The organism is Kitasatospora sp. NPDC001119 (genome assembly GCF_053598475.1).
The window spans coordinates 56,560-71,131 of sequence record NZ_JBSFKI010000032.1 but is presented as its reverse complement, the minus strand read 5'-3'; the positions used below and the strand labels follow the sequence as shown (position 1 = coordinate 71,131).

The following is a 14,572-nucleotide window of genomic DNA, read 5'->3' as shown; positions in this document are numbered from 1 at the left end:
CTACGATGGCGCCATGAGCGGGAGCCTTCAGGTGTCAGGTGCGCACCATGCGCAGGAGCGACGGGACGACGAGCGGCTGGAGGCCGCGGCCGGCATCCTGGCGCTGCTCGCGGACCGCACCCGGCTCGCGCTGCTCCAGCGGCTGAGCGCCGGCGAGGCCGACGTGACCACGCTCACCGAGGCGGCCGGAGCCCCCCGGACCTCGGTCAGCCAGCACCTCGGCAAGCTCCGGCTGGCGGGCCTGGTCACCACCCGCAAGGACGGCCGGCGCGTCGTGTACGCGCTGCGCCACGGCCATCTGCGCCGGCTGGTCGACGAGGCGCTGAGCGTCGCCGACCACCAGATCGGCGAGCTCCCGCCGCACGACTGAGCGGATCCGTACCGGCCCGTGCCCTCCGGGGTGCGGGCCGCTTTCCCGGCGCCGCCTTCCCCTCGTCGCCTTCCGGGCCGCTTTTCCGGTCAACATGTGCACATGCGTGCACATGTTGACCTATCCTGGACGTGTCGTCCTACCGCGTCCAGTCCGAGCGGGGTCCTCATGCTCTCCGTGCTGCGCAACCGCACCTATCTGCACCTGTTCGCCGCCCAGATCGTCGCCCTGGTGGGCACCGGCCTCGCCACCGTCGCGCTCGGCCTCCTCGCCTACGACCTCGCCGGGGCGGGCGCCGGATCCGTGCTCGGCACCGCGCTGGCGATCAAGATGCTCGCGTACGTCGGCATCGCCCCGGTGGTCACCGCGCTGGCCCACCGCATCCCGCGCCGGCGGCTGATGGCCGCCTCCGACCTCACCCGGGCCGCCGTCGCCCTCACCCTGCCCTTCGTCACCGAGGTGTGGCAGGTCTACGTCCTGATCTTCGTCCTGCAGTCCGCCTCGGCGGCCTTCACCCCGGCCTTCCAGTCGGTGATCCCCGAGGTGCTGCCCGAGGAGCGCGAGTACACCCGCGCCCTGTCGCTGTCCCGGCTCGCCTACGACACCGAGAGCCTGGTCAGCCCGGTACTGGCGGGCGCCCTGCTCGCGCTGATCAGCTACAACTGGCTGTTCTGGGGCACCGCCGCCGGGTTCCTCGCCTCCGCCGCCCTGGTGCTCTCGGCCGTGCTGCCCAAGCCGCTGCGGCCGGAGCCGCTTCGGTCGGTGCAGGAGGGGACCGGCGACGGCGTCCTCGCCAGGTCCGTCCGCGGCACCCGGCTGTTCCTCGCCGTGCCCCGGCTGCGGGCGATGCTCGCCCTGGACCTCGCGGCGGCCGCCGCCAGCGCCATGGTGATCGTCAACACCGTCGTCTACGTCCGCGGCCAGCTCGGCCGCCCCGTCACCGACGTCCCGATCGCGCTCGGCGCCTACGGGGCCGGGTCGATGGCCGTGGCGCTGCTGCTGCCCCGGGTGCTGGACCGGGTGCCGGACCGGATCGTCATGCTCCCGGCGGCCTTCGGCATCGTCGGGCTCTTCGCCCTGCTCGCCGTGCTCACGGCCGCCGGGCCGGGCGCCTGGCGCTGGCCCGTCCTGCTCGCCGTCTGGGCCGTCCTCGGCGCGGCCGGCTCGCTGATCCTCACCCCCACCGGCCGCGTCCTGCGCGACTCGGTGGCCGCCGAGGACCTGCCCGCCGTCTTCTCCGCCCAGTTCTCCCTCTCGCACGGCTGCTGGCTGCTCACCTACCCCCTGGCCGGCTGGCTCGGTGCCACCCTGGGCCTCACCGCGGCCGCCGTCGCCCTCGGTGCCGTCGCCCTCGCCTCCGGCCTGCTGGCCGCCCGCGCCTGGCGCGGGGTGCCGGGGGCGGCGGCCGCGGCCAAGGTCGCGGCGAGCGGGAAGCGGGGCGTCGCCGTCACCCGCTGACCGGACGGGCAGCCAGGGGCCGGGGTTCGCCGGGGCCGGTCGAGCCCCGCGCGCTTTTGTCATGCGCAAGTTTGACGGGGTGTTACCAGCAGGTAGTCTCTGGGTGTCTCGTAGGCGAACAGCACGACGCCTGCCACGTTCTGAAGGATCCTCACGTGTACCGACCCGGCTCCCGCCGACCCCGCCGCGCCCTGCGCGGCGCCCTCGCCGCCGTCGCGGCCAGCACCCTGACCACCGTCCTGTCGGCCGCGCCGTCCCATGCCGCCCCCGCCCCCGCACAGGGCGCGGACACCACCCACATCGACGCCGTCGAGCAGGTGCTGCGCCAGGTGTCGCCCGGACTGGAGGGCACCGTCTGGCAGCGCACCGACGGCAACGCCCTGGCCGGTGCCGACCAGGCCGGCGGCCCCGCGAACTGGCTGTTCCAGACGCCCGGTTGCTGGGGCGACGCCACCTGCGCCGACCGGCCCGGCACCCGCGCGCTGCTCGCGAAGATGACCGCCGACGTCTCCGCCGCCACCCGGACCGTCGACGTCTCCAGCCTCGCGCCGTTCCCCGACGGCGGGTTCGAGGACGCCCTGGTCGCCGGGCTCAAGGCCTCGGTCGCCGCCGGGCACCGCCCGGTGGTGCGCATCCTGGTCGGCGCGGCGCCGCTGTACAACGCCAACGTGCTGCCGTCGCGGTACCGGGACGACCTGGTCGCGAAGCTCGGACCGGCCGCCCCGTCGGTCAGCCTCAACATCGCCTCGATGACCTCCTCGCGCACCGCCTTCTCCTGGAACCACTCCAAGCTCCTGGTGGTCGACGGACGCACCGTCCTCACCGGCGGCATCAACGGCTGGAGCAAGGACTACCTCGACACCTCGCACCCCGTCTCGGACGTCGACCTCGCGCTCACCGGCCCCGCCGCGACCTCCGCCGGCCGCTACCTGGACACCCTCTGGGAGTGGACCTGCGGCCGGACCGGCCTCCTCGACAACGCGTGGTTCGCCTCCTCGGACGGCGGCGCCTGCCGCCCGTCGATCGAACGCGAGCTCAACCCGTCCGCCCCCGCCGCCGGGAACGTCCCGGTGATAGCCGTCGGCGGCCTCGGCGTCGGCATCAAGGACGCGGACCCCTCCTCCGGGTACCGGCCCGGTCCCGTCCCCGGGGCGGCGGACGCCAAGTGCGGCCCGCTGACCCTGCACGACAACACCAACGCCGACCGCGACTACGAGACCGTCAACCCCGAGGAGAACGCCCTGCGCGCCCTGGTCGGCAGCGCCCAGCGGCACATCGAGATCTCCCAGCAGGACCTGAACGGCACCTGCCCGCCGATCTCGCACTACGACTCCCGGCTCTACGACACGCTGGCCGCCAAGCTGGCCGCCGGGGTCAAGGTGCGGATCGTGGTCAGCGACCCGGCCAACCGGGGCACCGTGGGCAGCGGGGGCTACTCGCAGATGAAGTCCCTCGCCGAGATCAGCGACGTCCTGAAGGCCCGGCTCACCGCGCTCACCGGCGACCGGGGCAAGGCCGACGCGGCCCTCTGCGGCAACCTCCAGCTCGCCTCCTTCCGTGCGGCCCCCACCGCCACGTGGGCCGACGGGCACCCGTACGCGCTGCACCACAAGCTGGTCGCGGTCGACGACTCGGCCTTCTACATCGGCTCCAAGAACCTGTACCCGGCCTGGCTGCAGGACTTCGGCTACATCGTCGAGAACCGCAACGCGGCCGCACAGCTCGACCGCGACCTGCTCGGCCCCGAGTGGAAGTACTCGCAGGCCGCCGCGACCGTCGACTGGTCCACCGGGACCTGCCGCGCCTGAGGTCGAGGCCTGAGGTTCGAAGCCTGATGGCCGGCCGGCGGGTTCCCTGCTCAGGCCGCCCGGGGCGGGCGCTGCTCATGGCGGCGCCCGCCCCGCTCTGCTCTCACTCGGGGGGCTCCCGCCGTCTCCGGGTCGGGAGTCGCGGGAGCTACGCCCGCACGAACCCGTGGCTGCGCTCCACCTTCGCCACGTGCAGTGTGTAGTTCTGGTACCAGTCGGCCCGCCCGCGCTTCTGCGCGGAGCGGTGCTCGGCGTTGGTCCGCCACTCCGTGAGGGCGTCGGCGTCGCGGAAGTACCCGACGGTGATGCCCAGTCCGCCGGGCGTCTGCGCGTGGTCCATCCCCAGGTACCCGGGGATGTCGTTCACCAGCTCTTCCATGCGGGCGTTGGTCTCGCTGTAGTCGCTCTGGTCCTGCGTCCGGAGCGCGGTGAAGACGGCGACGTAGTACGGGGGTTCAAAGGCCTGGACGGGTGCGACGGGTGCTTCGGAGTGATCACTCATGCCGCCACCGTAGGGCGGCACGCGTCCGGTGATCCAGTGTCTTTACCGAACGGTGGAACAAGGGTTCGGGATCTTGACCGAAGCCGTCCGGGCCCTCCCGCGGCGGCCCGGACGGCGCGGTACGCGGCTGCTCAGAGGCCGAAGCGGACCCGGTGGGTGGCGGGGACCAGGTCGGCGTACTCGGGGTGCTTGGTGATCCAGCCGCGGATGAAGGGGCAGTAGGGGAGGACGGCGAGGTGCTGGTCGCGGGCCGTGTCCAGGGCGGCGCGGGCCAGTCGGCCGGCGAGGCCTCGGCCCTCGAAGCGGGGGTCGATCTCGGTGTGGATGAAGGCGATCTCGTCGCCGGAGCGGTGGTACTCGGCGAAGCCGGCGAGTTCGCCGCCGTCGTGGATCTCGAAGCGGGACTTCTCGGTGTTGTCGGTGACGGTCTGCTCCACGGTTCCTCCTCGGGTGCGGCGGGTCGCCTCGGCGGACGACCGCTGGTGGCCGGCGCCGCTGTCAGCAGCATAGTTGAATGCTCAACATTTGTCTCCCGCGACGCGCGGGGCGGGTGGGTGTGGACGGTCTCAGTCCGAGACGGTCCGCCCGGTGCGGTACGGCGCCAGGAACGCCGTCAGGGCGGAGAGCATCGCCTCCGGGGCCTCCTCTGCGGGGTAGTGGCCGCACTCGGGGAGGACCAGGGTCTCCACGTCGTCGGCGGCCAGCCGCATCGTCGCGCCGACCGAGGCGCCGAGGTTCGCCGCTCCGCCGATCGCCAGGACGGGGAGGGAGAGCCGCCGAGCCGCGCGCTGCCGGTTCTGGGCGATGGTGGTGTCCAGTGCCCGGTAGAACTCGAAGCTGCAGCGCAGCGCCTGCGGATCGGCGGCGAGGATGTCGACGTAGTGCCGGACGGCGTGGTCGGGCAGGGGCTTCGCGGACTTCGTGGCGAACTGGTGGCCGAAGTAGAGGTGCTCCCGCCCGGCGACCAGCTGCTCGTTGACGCCGGCGAGGCGGTTGAAGGCGAAGTGCCAGAGCCGGTCGTTGGCCTCCTGGCTGCCGAAGAGCGGCGGCGTGGGGGAGAGCCCGGGGATCGCGGCCTCGGCGACGGCCAGGCGTTCGAGCCGGTCGGGGTGGTCCGCGGCCAGGGCGTAGCCGGTCCACATGCCGACGTCGTGTCCGACCATGGCGAACCGATGGTGCCCGAGCGCGTCCATGAGCGCCACCAGGTCGCGGGCGAGCGTGCCGGTGTCGAACCCGTCCAGGGGCTTGTCGGACAGTCCGACGCCGCGCGGATCGACGGCGACGACCTGGAAGTCCCGTGCCAGCGCGGGCATCAGGAGGCGCCAGGCGTACCAGGTCTGCGGCCAGCCGGCGAGCAGCAGCAGCGGCGGACCCTCGCCGCCGGTGACGGCGTGCAGGCGCAGGTGCCCGGTGTCGACGTACCGGCTGGTGAAGGTCTGCGCGAATCCGGCCGGGAGGTTCGGTGCCCCGGCGACGGAGCCGGGGCCTTCGGGCGTGGGTGACTGGCTCATGATCTTTCCTTTCGCGGTGCCGGCTGATCTGGCCACTGGCCGTCACGGTAGCCATCCTGGACCGATCGGTCAAAGATAGTTTGACCGATCGGTCCAGGACGCGGGTAGGCTCACGGCAGACGGGTGAAACGGGAGGTTTGTGCGGTGTCCGGCCGGAAGCAGTTCGACGTCGGGGAGGCCCTCGACCGGGCCATGGAGGTGTTCTGGCAGCGCGGGTACGCGGACGCCTCGCTGGACGCCCTCGGCTCCGCCACCGGCCTCGGCCGGGGCTCCCTCTACGGCACCTTCGGCAGCAAGGACGCCCTGTTCCACCAGTGCCTCGACCGCTACGCGTCGCTCTACGGCGCCCGGTACGAGCAGGCGTTCGCCGCTCACCCCGGTGACCCGGTGCGCGCCGTCGAGGCGTTCTTCGACGTCGTCCTGGAGCGCATCGCCGACCCGTCGGTGCCCGCCGGGTGCCTCGTCGCCCAGTCCGCCGCGCAGTCGCCGACGCTGACGGAGGAGAGCGGCGCTCGGGTGCGCGGCCTCCTCGACCTGCAGCACCGACGGGTCCGCGCCGCGCTGGCGGACTCCCCGGCCGACGCCCGGACGCTCGACGAGCTCGCCACCTTCGTCGTCGCCGTCAACCAGTCGCTGGCCGTCCTGAGCCGGGCCGGCACCCCGGACGCCGAGCTGCGCTCCGTGGCCCGGCTGGCCTGCGCGACGGTGGCGGACTCCCTCGCCCGGGCGGCAGCCGAGGGCGACGCCGCGAGCTGACGGGCGCCCGGGTCCGGCCTGGTCACCGGGCACCCGTGGGGGAAGGGCCGGCTCAACTCGGTGCAGTAGCACGGGAGAAGAGGAGCAGATGGCGGATGGCCCGGCGGTGCGGAGCCCCGGCCGCGGCGCGTGTCACGTGACCCAGGTACCGCCGTTCCGGCACCGGGTCTTCGTGACTTTCCGTGACCATCGCGGCTCGGCAGGATCTACCTCACCGAACGGAACGCCGGCAGGAAGGCGGACCGGACAGGTGGTGGCGGTGACGCCCCCCCTGGCCGCCCGCACCCGTACCGCGTTGTGCCGGTCCGCCTGACGCTTCCTCCGAACCCGCCCGAAAGCAGCCCATCATGAGCGCCGTTAGCGCCCGCCTGAAGAAGTCCGCCACCGCCACCGCCCTGGCCGCCAGCCTCCTCGCCGGGGCCGGTACGGCGCTGGTCGCGGCCCCGACCCCGGCCGCCGCGGCCGACTGCGCCGGCAAGGACGGCGTCGGGGGCGGCAACTGCACCAGCGCCCTGATCGGCGCCGTCGCCGACACCGTCAAGTTCGTCCTCGGTGCGGCCAACCAGGCGAAGATGGAGAACGCCCAGTTCACCCAGGCCCTGGTCTCGAAGCTGAGCAGTGCCGCGCCCGGCTACAACGTCCTCGTCTTCAAGTACGACGGGACGGACGCCTTCGACACCAAGTGGTTCAAGAACGACTACTCGGCGAACATGCGGGGGGTGATGTTCGAGGACGACGTCAAGCTGGAGCACCACGACAAGGAGGGCGGGCCGCAGGGCTACGACGACTTCAAGGTCTGGGTCTTCGCGGGCGAATCGACCTTCGTCAACTACGGTGACGGCGGCTTCATGAACTGGGCCTTCATCGGCCATGACTCGGACACCAGCGGCCGCGGGGGCCGGCTCATCCACTTCCCGGCCCGGGTGGTGCCGGGGTCCTCCAGCGGCTCCACCCCGCCGCCCGGAACCCCCTCGACGCCCCAGGTGCCGATCGGCGGCCAGATCATCACCGTCCCCGCGATCCCCATCAGCAGCCCGGGGACCCCCGGCATCCCCGCGCACGATACCGGCGACACCGGGACCAACATCCCCGGCGGCCACATCCGGATGGGGTTCGGTGTCGCCGACTCGGGCGCCGCCCAGCTGACCGGCACGCTGCACCCGAGCGTCAAGAACGGCCGGGCCCCCGCCGCCAACGGCTCCGCGAGCGGCACCCCGGTCACCGCCGCCACCAGCACCGCAGGCAAGTCCACCGGCTGGGTCTTCAGCCAGGACGCCGGTGGGCTCTACAAGATCACCAACGCCGTCACCGGCCTCGCCCTCACCGAGAACACCAAGAGCTACCTGGCCGAGGCGCGCCCCTGGACCGGCTCCGCCGCCCAGAAGTGGGAGGTCTTCGCGTTCGGCGACGGCGAGTACCAGATCCGCGTCAGCACCGACGACTGCCTCACCTACGACGAGGACAACAAGGCGCTCGGCGTCTGGACCTGCACCAACGACTGGAACCAGCGCTGGACGATCAAGCCCTGACCGTCCCGCGCTCCATTCCGCACCTGACTCCGCCCCTGCCGGGACCCGCCGGCGGGGGCGGGCCCGTGTCCGGCCCGACGCCGGGCCCATGCCCCGGGGGCGCGTCACGAGGCGGGGAGGCCGTGGCCGTGGGTGAAGGCGAACAGGGCCAGCTGCATGCGGGTGGTGGCGCCGGTCTTGCTGCGGATCCGTCGGAGGTAGGTGTCGACGGTGTGCGGGCTGAGCTGGAGGCGGCGCGCGATGGTGTCGTAGGTGGCTCCCCGGGCCAGCAGCTCCAGCACCTCCACCTCCCGGCGGCTCAGGGCGGGGGCGGCGGTGGCGGGTCGGGACATCGGGGCACTCTCCTGGCTGAGGGAACGTCGAACGGGAGCGGTGGTCATGGCGACCGCTCAGTAGATGGGCTGGCAGCCGGGGGTCGTGCACGCGCCGCCCCACGAGGTGTCGTCCGCGTGAACGTTGCGGGCCGCCGTCGCGTGGTCCTGCGGAACGGCGAGCGCGGCGGGGGCGCTGATCCCGAGAAGTGCCGTGAGCAGTACGGCGGCGGTGATGAAACGCTTCATGGAGTCCTCCTGGAGGGACCTCAACTGATCGCCGAGCGGGTCCCGGCCTGTGATCTAGCATGTCGCCGAGATGATCACGCGCCTACGGGTCGACCACCTCACCAAGCTGGGTGGCAGCAAAGTGACTGGGGGATGTACATGGATGTTTCCGGCGAACCGGACGATCTGACGGGCGGAACGGAGCCCGATCAGGTCGACGTGGCGGTCTACTCCTGGGTACTGGAACACCACCGGCTCGAACCCGCCGCCATCGCCGCCGACTTGGGACTGGACCCGGACCGGGCCGCCGCCTCGGTACGCCGGCTGAGCGCCCTGCGCCTGGTGTACCCGGATCCGCAGGACCCGACGGCGGGCTACGCCGTCGCACCGGAGGCCGCGATGGCCCGGCTCGCCGCCCCCGTCGAGGCCCGGATCCGCCGCGAGCAGGAGGAGCTGGCCAGGGGGCAGGCCCAGCTCGTCGGCTTCTTCCCCCACTACCAGCGGGGCGGACGGGTGGCCGGCGCCGGTGAGGGGGTCGAGGTCATCAGCAGCCTCCAGGAGGTACGGGCGGCGCTCGACCGGGCCTCGGACAGCTGCCGGAGCGAGGTGCTGGCCAGCCAGCCCGGTGGCGGAAGCCGGGTGCCGGAAGCCATGGAGGAAGCGCTCGGCCGTGACCGCGCGCTGCTCGCCCGCGGGGTGCGGATGCGCACGCTCTACCACCACACCGCACGCTTCAACGGCCCCAGCCAGGCGTACGTGGAAGCGGCCTCACCGCTCGGCGGCGAGTACCGCACCGTCCACGAGCTGTTCGGCCGCATCATCGTCTTCGACCGCGAACTCGCCTTCATCCCCGCGAGCGACGGCTCCTGGGGTGCGGTGGCGATCCGCCAGGAGTCGCTGGTCGCCTACCTGTGCGAGATCTTCGAGCAGTCCTGGTCGTGTGCCAGGCCGTTCTCCGCCGCCACCGCGGACGGCCTGGAGCAGGTCTCCCAGGAGATCGACCGGACCATCCTGCGGCTGCTCGCCGCCGGGCTCAAGGACGAGACGATCGCCCGCCGCCTCGGGATGTCCCTGCGCACCGCGCGGCGTCACATCGCCGACATCATGGGCCAGTTGGATGCCGAGAGCCGGTTCCAGGCCGGTGTGGCCGCCGCCCGTACCGGGCTGCTGGGCGAGTAGCGGCACCCGGGGCGGCCGGGGAGGACAGGGCACGCGGGTGGCAGGGTCACGCGACTCCGGGACCGGGTTCGCGTGACTGTCCCGGCGCCACCGCGGGAACCCATGATGGAGCCCGGCGAAGGGAAGCCTCCCGACGCGAGGCTCCGGAACGGAGGACGACGGTGCAGTGGGGGCCGGACGATCAGGAGAACGAACCGGCCGACGAGGGCGGTTACCTCCTGGAACTGGCCGCGTTCCTCTCGGCCCGGACCGGTGGAGGGCCGGCCGTCCTCTGGACGGACTACGAGCCCCCCGTCACCGGCGACCCGTCCACGGCGGAGGACACGGCAGCCCTCGCCGCCGGGCTGAGCGCACTGCTGGGCGTCACCGTCCGGGCCCTCCCGCAGGACCCCGCGGACCCGCACGCGGTCCAGACGCGACAGGCCGAGTCGGAACTCCTGGTACTCCAGCTGTCCTCCGTCACCGAGATCCTGGTCGACGCCTCGACCGCCCCGACCGGTACGAACGCCGGTCCGACCGGCTCCACGGCCCCGACCGCCCCGACCGACGCGCACCGGGTGCCGCTGGCGGTCCGGCTCCGGGGCGGCCAGGCGCTCTTCGTCCCGTGCCGCTCGACCTGCACGCTGCTGCCCGGGCCGGGCTCCCGGCACGCGGTACTCCAGATCCCGGCACCGCGAACCGGGCTGCGGGCCCGTCCCGGGACAGGCCGCCCCGGGTAGGTCGTCGGCGCCGCCCGGCGGCCGGCTTCCGGCGCGGCGGGGCTCAGCCCTTGACCGCGCCGACGGCGAGGCCGGAGGCGATACTGCGCTGGACGAGGAGGAAGAAGACCACGACGGGCAGGGCGGTCAGGGTGGCACCGGCCATGAGACCGCCGTAGTCGGTCCCGAAGCTGGTCTGGAAGGAGACCAGCCAGATGCTGACGGTCTGCTTCTCCGGAGTCGACAGCAGGATGTAGACGAGGACGTACTCATTCCAGGCCTGGACGAGGGCGAAGACGGAGGTGGCGACGATGCCGGGTGCGAGCAGCGGGAGCACCACCCGGCGGAAGGCGCCGAGCCGGCCGCAGCCGTCGACCATGGCCGCCTCCTCGAGTTCCACGGGGACCCCGGCGATGAAGCCGCGCAGCATCCAGACCGTGAACGGCAGCGTGAACACCAGGTAGGTGAGGACCACGCCGGTGAGGCTGTCCGTCATCCCGACGTCGTTCAGCAGCAGGTAGACCGGGATGATCAGGGCCGTCAGCGGGACCATCTGGACGATGAGGATCACCACGACGAAGGCCTTGCGGCCCGCGAAGCGGAAGCGGGCGAGGGCGAAGGCGGCGAGCGCGCCGACGACCAGCGACACCAGGACGGTGCCGATGCCGATGACGACGCTGGAGCGGACGTTGGCCCAGAAGGTCTCGGTGCCCAGCGCCCGGGCGAAGTTGTCGAGCGTGGGGCGGCCCGGCCAGAACTTCGGTGGCAGGCTCAGGATCTCGGTGGCCGGCCGGAACGCGGTGAGCACCATCCAGTAGACGGGGAAGCCGATCACCGCGGCGACGAGCAGTCCGAGCAGGTCGTGGCCCAGCGACCGCCGTCGCCTCATTCGATCTCTCCCGTCCTGAGCATCTGACGCAGGTGGACGACCGATCCGGCGAGCAGCAGGACGACGGTCACGAGCGCGATCGCGGCCCCGGTGCTGTACCGGTTCACGGCGAAGGACTCGATGAAGGAGTAGACGCCCAGCAGGTAGTACTCCCGCTCGGGCTGGCCGCCGCGCATGAGCCAGATCTGGTTGAAGACGCCGAAGTCCCAGATGGCCGACAGCGTGGTCACCATGACGAGGACCGGTCTGATCACCGGCAGGGTGACGTGCCGGAAGACCTGGAGGGGCCGGGCCCCGTCGAGGACCGCGGACTCCTCCAGTTCGGGCGGGACCTGGGCCAGCGCGGCCCGCAGGGTGATCGCGGCGAACGGCAGCGAGCCCCACACCACGACGGCGACGATGACGGTGAACCCCTGCCAGGGGTTGGTGAACCAGTTGTGGCGGGCCAGGTCGACCCCGGGCAGGTTCGAGAGCAGCCAGTTCACCACGCCGTAGTCGGCGTCGAAGAGCCAGCGGAAGACCGACGAGGCGACCATGACGGGCATGGCCCACACGGTGACCAGCACCCCGGCGATGACGGCGCGCACCCACGGGGAGACCCGGTGCATCAGCCGGGCGGTGAACAGCCCGCAGAGCACGGTGAGGGCGACGCACACCGTGGTGAAGAGCACCGTGCGGGCGACCACCGTCCAGAAGAACCCGTCCCCGAGGATCCTGCGGAACTGGTCCAGCCCGGCCCACGGCGGCGAGGTGCCGCCGAACAGCTGCTCGCGGGTCATGTCCTGGAAGGAGAGGACGACCATGTCCACGAGCGGGTAGCCGAGCACCAGGACGAGGGCGAGGACGGTCGGGCCGATCAGCAGGTACGGCAGCAGCGGACGCCGCCGCCGGACCCGGTCAGCGCTCATTGATCACTTCGTCGATCCGCCGGTCCGCCTCCCGCGCGGCGTCCTGCACCGACGCCTTGCCGTTGGCGATCCGCTCCAGCATCTCGGGCAGGACGTTGGACTTCTCCACCGACGTCCAGCCGGGCGCGAACGGGGTCATCCAGCCCCCGGTCGCCGCGGCCTGGGCAGCGGGGCCGTTGATGCCGCCGGCGGCGACCTCGGTCAGCTGGGTGGTGTTGTTGGGCAGGGTGTTCGCGGCGATCAGCGTCTTCTGGGACTCCCGGTCGGTGAACAGCCTGATCCAGTCGCCGGCCAGGTCCTTGCGCGTCGACTTGGCCGGCACGGCCAGGGTGGAGCCGCCGAGGAAGGGTGGCAGGAGCTTCCCGGACGGGCCGGGGAAGGGGAAGGTGGCGAACTTGTCCTTCAGCTTCGGGTCCCCGCCGGAGCGTTCGTCGGCGGCGGCGCCGGCCTCCCAGGTGTTGCCGTAGAAGACGCCCACGCGGCCCTGGCCGACGACGGCCGGCTGGTCGCCGTTGTCCTTGGCGCGGTCGCCGACGTAGTAGGCGTCGATCAGCCGCTTCCACTCGGTGAGCCCGGCGACGGAGTTGGGCGAGGACAGCGAGGCCTTCCAGCGGTTGCCGTCCTTCACCGCGATCTCGCCGCCCGCGTCCTTCAGGAAGGCCATGGCCGCGTACCAGTAGCGGCCGGGCATGTAGAGGGCGGAGAAGTTCGGGTCCTGGGTGCCGAAGGTGCTCTTCAGCCGGTCGAACGCGGAGAGGAGTTCGGGGTATGTCTTCGGGGCGCCCGGCACACCGGCCTGGGTGAAGTAGTCGGTGCGGTAGACACCGACCCGGGCCCCGACGTAGTAGGGCACGCAGTAGGCCTTGCCGTTGTCGCGGCAGGCGTCGGCGAGCGCCGGCAGCCAGGCGTCCGACTGGTCGAAGCGGGCCGGGTCGAGGGTGGCGAAAGCGCCGTTGACGATGTAGTTGGTGGTCTCGCTGTTGCCCATCTCCACCACGTCGGGCACGTTCTTCCCGGCGAGGACGGCGTCCAGCTTCTGGTTCTTCGTCGTCCACTGCTGGTACTGGACGTCGGCCCGGACCTCGGGGTGGGCCTTGGCGAAGCGGTCGTTGGTGGACTGGACCAGTTGTGGCCAGTTCTCCTGGGCGTCCACGGCCAGCCACACCGTCAGCTTGCCGCCGGCCCCGGAACCGCTGCCCGAGCCGGAGCCGCCGCATCCGGCCGCGGCCAGGGACAGGAGCAGGGTGAGGACCAGGGGGCGACAGGACGCGCGAATGGCCATGGGCTCTCCAAGTTCACTGTGGGGGTGACCTTTTGACTACCCCTCAGATCAGCTTGCGTCGCGGGGGAGCGGACATTCGGCCGGAAGACGTCCGGCTCCGGGCCCGGCGGAAACCCCAACTTTCGGATGGGGCGTGGCCCTTCGCATTCGCACCTCCCAGGTCGACGGGTCGTGCGGCAGTGAGTCCGGCTGCCCGGGAGGAACAGTGAACGGCAGGCCGGCGCCTGCTGTGACGACGTATTCAGGACAGATTGGAGTAGACCAATAGCGCGGCTCACCCGCCGGGCGTGCGGCGGGCCTCCGGGAGCAGGGCGCGGAAGGCCGCGGCGACGGCGTCGGGGTGTTCCTGCATGGCGACGTGGCCGACGCCGGGCAGGGTGAGGAGCCGGGCGTCCCGGAAGGCCGTGTAGGACCGGGCCGCCGTACGGAAGGGGACGAGGCGGTCCTCGCGGCCGAAGACGAGCAGGGTGGGGGCGGTGACCCGGCGGGCCTGGTGCCAGGGCGAGGGCTCGCCCGGCAGTCGGAGGTGGGCCCGGGCGACGGCGCGCACGCCCTCCACCAACATCTTCCGATTGTACGGGAGTTCGGCGCGGCGCAGGCGTTCGCGCACTTCGGTCGCCCGCTGTTCGGCGTTGACGCGGGACGGGTCGGCGTAGATCAGGCGGTAGAGGTCGTCGAGCTGCCGGTCGGGGCCCCGGGTGGACAGCAGCCGGGCGTACAGGCGGGCGGCGCCCGGCAGGCCCAGCAGGGAGATCCGCAGGGCCTGCGGCGGTGGGAGGGCGGGCAGGACCGGGGAGACGAGGGTCAGGGTGGCGACCAGCTCCGGGCGGTGGGCGGCGAGGTGGAGGGCGGTCAGGCCGCCGAGCGAGTTGCCGACCAGGTGGACGCGGCGGTGCCCGGTGCGGACGAGGTGGCGGGCGACGGCCGCGGCCTGGCGCCCGACGGTGACGAGGCCGTCGGGCGGGGGAGCGGAGCGGCCGAAGCCGGGGAGGTCGAGGGCCAGGCAGTGCACCGACGACCGGAGGCGCTCGATCAGGGCGGCCCAGTTGTGGGTCCAGCCGCCGAGCCCGTGCAGGAACACGGCGGTGTCGGCGTCCGGGCGGGCGCCGGGTACGTAGGCGGTGGAGAGCGGCTGGTGCATGG

Annotated in this window: 16 protein-coding genes; 7 read left to right on the top strand and 9 right to left on the bottom strand. The window is 72.5% G+C overall.

Annotated elements, in window-relative coordinates:
• The first annotated feature begins 13 nt into the window (after window positions 1-13).
• The 3 genes from ACWDD9_RS32465 to ACWDD9_RS32455 all read left to right on the top strand — a co-directional run bounded on the left by ACWDD9_RS32465 (window position 14) and on the right by ACWDD9_RS32455 (window position 3,636).
• The gene (locus ACWDD9_RS32465; protein ID WP_049654374.1) at window positions 14-370 is read left to right on the top strand and encodes an ArsR/SmtB family transcription factor; all 357 of its coding nucleotides are present in this window, start codon (window positions 14-16) and stop codon (window positions 368-370) included.
• A 168-nt stretch (window positions 371-538) separates the two neighbouring features.
• Window positions 539-1,828, top strand: a complete 1,290-nt coding sequence (locus tag ACWDD9_RS32460) for an MFS transporter (protein ID WP_449813561.1) — start codon at window positions 539-541, stop codon at window positions 1,826-1,828.
• A 155-nt stretch (window positions 1,829-1,983) separates the two neighbouring features.
• Window positions 1,984-3,636: a phospholipase D-like domain-containing protein gene (locus ACWDD9_RS32455; RefSeq protein WP_449813560.1), complete on the top strand. Its 1,653-nt coding sequence runs from the start codon at window positions 1,984-1,986 to the stop codon at window positions 3,634-3,636.
• A 148-nt stretch (window positions 3,637-3,784) separates the two neighbouring features.
• On the opposite strand, the gene ACWDD9_RS32450 is transcribed toward ACWDD9_RS32455, so the two are convergent.
• The 3 genes from ACWDD9_RS32450 to ACWDD9_RS32440 all read right to left on the bottom strand — a co-directional run bounded on the left by ACWDD9_RS32450 (window position 3,785) and on the right by ACWDD9_RS32440 (window position 5,649).
• Window positions 3,785-4,138, bottom strand: a complete 354-nt coding sequence (locus ACWDD9_RS32450) for an antibiotic biosynthesis monooxygenase family protein (protein ID WP_449813559.1) — start codon at window positions 4,136-4,138, stop codon at window positions 3,785-3,787.
• 131 nt (window positions 4,139-4,269) lie between these two features.
• The gene (locus ACWDD9_RS32445) at window positions 4,270-4,575 is read right to left on the bottom strand and encodes a GNAT family N-acetyltransferase (RefSeq protein ID WP_449813558.1); all 306 of its coding nucleotides are present in this window, start codon (window positions 4,573-4,575) and stop codon (window positions 4,270-4,272) included.
• Window positions 4,576-4,704: 129 nt separating this feature from the next.
• A complete protein-coding gene (locus ACWDD9_RS32440) occupies window positions 4,705-5,649 on the bottom strand; it encodes an alpha/beta fold hydrolase (RefSeq protein ID WP_449813557.1) in 945 nt (314 codons plus the stop codon).
• A 144-nt stretch (window positions 5,650-5,793) separates the two neighbouring features.
• Here ACWDD9_RS32440 and ACWDD9_RS32435 point away from each other — a divergent pair, with 144 nt between their 5' ends.
• Window positions 5,794-6,405, top strand: coding sequence for a TetR/AcrR family transcriptional regulator (locus ACWDD9_RS32435; protein WP_449813556.1), 612 nt, complete (start codon window positions 5,794-5,796; stop codon window positions 6,403-6,405).
• Window positions 6,406-6,752: 347 nt separating this feature from the next.
• Entirely contained in the window at window positions 6,753-7,934 is a 1,182-nt protein-coding gene (locus ACWDD9_RS32430) for an RICIN domain-containing protein (protein WP_449813555.1), read from the top strand.
• Between the two features lie 104 nt (window positions 7,935-8,038).
• On the opposite strand, the gene ACWDD9_RS32425 is transcribed toward ACWDD9_RS32430, so the two are convergent.
• Together ACWDD9_RS32425 and ACWDD9_RS32420 are read right to left on the bottom strand one after the other, a co-directional pair.
• Complete coding sequence (locus ACWDD9_RS32425) at window positions 8,039-8,266, bottom strand: response regulator transcription factor (RefSeq protein WP_049653364.1); 228 nt, start codon at window positions 8,264-8,266, stop codon at window positions 8,039-8,041.
• A gap of 57 nt (window positions 8,267-8,323) precedes the next feature.
• A complete protein-coding gene (locus ACWDD9_RS32420) occupies window positions 8,324-8,494 on the bottom strand; it encodes a hypothetical protein (protein ID WP_159028496.1) in 171 nt (56 codons plus the stop codon).
• A gap of 132 nt (window positions 8,495-8,626) precedes the next feature.
• On the opposite strand from ACWDD9_RS32420, the gene ACWDD9_RS32415 reads away from it, so the two are divergent.
• Entirely contained in the window at window positions 8,627-9,652 is a 1,026-nt protein-coding gene (locus ACWDD9_RS32415; RefSeq protein ID WP_380742417.1) for a helix-turn-helix transcriptional regulator, read from the top strand.
• Window positions 9,653-9,813: 161 nt separating this feature from the next.
• Complete coding sequence (locus tag ACWDD9_RS32410) at window positions 9,814-10,371, top strand: hypothetical protein (RefSeq protein WP_380742419.1); 558 nt, start codon at window positions 9,814-9,816, stop codon at window positions 10,369-10,371.
• A 43-nt stretch (window positions 10,372-10,414) separates the two neighbouring features.
• Here ACWDD9_RS32410 and ACWDD9_RS32405 read toward each other — a convergent pair whose 3' ends face one another.
• From ACWDD9_RS32405 to ACWDD9_RS32390, 4 genes are all read right to left on the bottom strand, one after another.
• Window positions 10,415-11,239, bottom strand: coding sequence for a carbohydrate ABC transporter permease (locus ACWDD9_RS32405; RefSeq protein ID WP_449813554.1), 825 nt, complete (start codon window positions 11,237-11,239; stop codon window positions 10,415-10,417).
• The gene (locus ACWDD9_RS32400) at window positions 11,236-12,147 is read right to left on the bottom strand and encodes a carbohydrate ABC transporter permease (RefSeq protein ID WP_449813553.1); all 912 of its coding nucleotides are present in this window, start codon (window positions 12,145-12,147) and stop codon (window positions 11,236-11,238) included. Before ACWDD9_RS32400 ends, ACWDD9_RS32405 begins: the two co-directional genes overlap by 4 nt.
• Window positions 12,137-13,429 carry an extracellular solute-binding protein gene (locus tag ACWDD9_RS32395; RefSeq protein ID WP_449813552.1) on the bottom strand — a complete coding sequence of 431 codons (1,293 nt, stop codon included), beginning with the start codon at window positions 13,427-13,429 and terminating at the stop codon, window positions 12,137-12,139. Before ACWDD9_RS32395 ends, ACWDD9_RS32400 begins: the two co-directional genes overlap by 11 nt.
• 274 nt (window positions 13,430-13,703) lie before the next feature.
• Window positions 13,704-14,570 carry an alpha/beta fold hydrolase gene (locus ACWDD9_RS32390; RefSeq protein WP_449813551.1) on the bottom strand — a complete coding sequence of 289 codons (867 nt, stop codon included), beginning with the start codon at window positions 14,568-14,570 and terminating at the stop codon, window positions 13,704-13,706.
• Between the last annotated feature and the right edge of the window lie 2 nt (window positions 14,571-14,572).